At 47.1% G+C, this 2,142-nt stretch carries 2 protein-coding genes and 1 pseudogene; 1 reads left to right on the top strand and 2 read right to left on the bottom strand.

The features are described from left to right. Window positions 1-393, bottom strand: a pseudogene (locus BRW63_RS26880) (IS701 family transposase); the annotation flags it as partial. A 192-nt stretch (window positions 394-585) separates the two neighbouring features. Here BRW63_RS26880 and BRW63_RS26875 point away from each other — a divergent pair. Beyond that, window positions 586-744, top strand: a complete 159-nt coding sequence (locus BRW63_RS26875; protein WP_244913305.1) for a helix-turn-helix domain-containing protein — start codon at window positions 586-588, stop codon at window positions 742-744. A gap of 160 nt (window positions 745-904) precedes the next feature. Here the strand turns inward: BRW63_RS26875 and BRW63_RS26870 are convergent, their stop codons facing one another. Continuing rightward, window positions 905-2,041, bottom strand: a complete 1,137-nt coding sequence (locus tag BRW63_RS26870; RefSeq protein WP_073075363.1) for a GUN4 domain-containing protein — start codon at window positions 2,039-2,041, stop codon at window positions 905-907. Window positions 2,042-2,142 lie beyond the last annotated feature (101 nt).

The following is a 2,142-nucleotide window of genomic DNA, read 5'->3' as shown; positions in this document are numbered from 1 at the left end:
CCGCTTGCCGTTGAGGACTCGCACCCAGGGGTTGGGCTTTGCTCCATCCTCCGTCGGGTCGCCCAGATGCCGAAACTCGCCGCACTTCGGTAGCGTTGTTAAGTCAATGATCACTTTCAGCGGACTGTCAGAACGGGATAGATGCTGTGCCATCTGTTTCAGCACCGTTTGGCGAGTGGTTCGCAGCACCGACCGGGTAGACCACCCATAGATATTTAGAAATCGACTCAACGCACTGGCAGATTTTATCGGGCAATGTTGGGGCAAAGCATGACCGGACGCATCTAAAAACAGTCCGAGTAGCGCACTGAAGCTGGTTTTCTGATCGGAACTAGGCATCAATCCGAGTAGAGCGTACACTAATCCTTGGGCGTGTTCCAAGATGGTTTCCATAACCGTCCCATTGAAATGTTTCTACGCCCTTTCTTTCAGACTTTGAGCTTTTTGGCAACCCCTTGTTGAGACTGGTGCAAGATCTGAGCTAAAGTCGATCTGACCCTCACACCGGGACAATTGAGGGAGGCGATCGCAGCGGTTGCCCGTGGCGAGAGTTGGGGCATTGACGCGAGTTAGAAATGATGACTGTTGGCGGGGGGATTGCGCGATCGGGATATTGCCAATCATCTGGTGATTAGCGAAAGCACAGTTAAATTTCACATGAACAATGTTCTTGCCAAATTCAAAGCGCGAACTCGTTATCAAGCGCTTCATCAGGTGGTTGTGAATAGTGTGGATTTAGGGTAGCGCCCGAATTGCATCCCGTCTAACTTCCAACGGGTGAAATATAACGGTCGCGCTCACCGGACACAGATAACCTTTAAAAATCAGCCGACCATGTTGGCAAGTCCCGGTGCAGCGCGGTTGTTATGCGGCACTTTTGCAATAGCAGTAAAGGAAGTCTCTGTTATTGATGCTGTCCAAGCTTGTCAAGCACAATCTTCCTACTGTGATAGGCTCCTGCGTGATTTGGATTTAGTCTTAGTGCCTCATCTAGTGAAAGTAATGCTTCTTCATGCCGTCCAAGATTATCTAAAATAGCACCTCTACTGTGATGAACTAAAGCAGAACTCGGATCTAATCGCAATGCCTCGTTCAGACAGAGTAATGCCTCGTCGTGCCGTTGTAGATTATCAAGTACAGCTCCTATATGACGATAAGCTTCAGCATTGTTTGGGTCGAAAGATAGTGACTGCTCCCATGAATCTAAAGCTTCTTCATGTCGTCTAAGCTGGTGAAACACTATTCCCTTGCGAAAATATCCAAAAGCAGACTTTGGGTTCCGTCTGAGTAGCGTCTCGTAAGACTGCAAGGCTTCTCCTAAACGCCCAAGGTTGTAAAGTGCAGATTCTTTGTAAAAATATGCTGACTCGGAGGTTGGATCTAGCTGCAAAGCCGTTTCAAAAGCGGTCAAGGCTTCCTCATGCCTACCAAGACTACCGAGCGCTAGCCCCCTATCTCGATGAGCATCGACGCAATTTGGATATATCTGTAGAAGTGCTTCAAAACTCTCCAATGCTTCTGCATATCGTTTAGCGTTCAGCAGAAGTGAAGCCTTACTATAGTCTGCCTCTAGCGAATTTATCGGAGTCAGTGGTTCTTGAGAAGCAATATACACCTCTAAAGTTGTTCCTCTCTGTTCATACTTCACATCAATTTGGGGTTGGGCCATATCAAGAGATTGTTCTAGCTCTGTCAATGAGCAGTTCGCAAATCTCCACGCAAGCGCAGAGTGCATCATTTCTGCACATCCTAGTATTCTCAATAAAACTCCACTTTTTGCTGAAAAAAGACTTGGGAGATGTCCTACGGGAGCAGACAAGCTGAAGTCTATTTTATCCCCAAATTTCCACCCACCTTCGTACCAACCAACAGCTTTACCTAGACGATGCTCCGCGTCGTTGTCAACTTTGCAACCGAAAGACAACCAGATATCTCTCCATATACTGATACCAAATCGATTGTTTGAATGCTGCATCCAAAGTCGATCTATCGTGGTGAGATCGTCGCAGGGAAACTTTGCAATCGAATAGGACTTACGCATTGACAGGAGAAGAAGAATGTGGTGAATCTAGAATAGTTTTGTAGTCCGCAGAAATGAGTCGTGAGAGAACTGTCTAAACCCTCAACCGCCAAGTGTACTTG

It is taken from the genome of Phormidesmis priestleyi ULC007 (assembly GCF_001895925.1).
Taxonomy (GTDB): Bacteria; Cyanobacteriota; Cyanobacteriia; order Leptolyngbyales; family Leptolyngbyaceae; genus Phormidesmis_A; species Phormidesmis_A priestleyi_A.
The sequence above is the reverse complement of the archived record's forward strand: the minus strand, read 5'-3'. Positions and strand labels throughout refer to the sequence as shown.

Bases quoted from the DNA above. Each gene is read 5' to 3' on its own strand.
- BRW63_RS26870 (WP_073075363.1), bottom strand. From the start codon at position 2,041: ATGCGTAAGTCCTATTCGATTGCAAAGTTTCCCTGCGACGATCTCACC.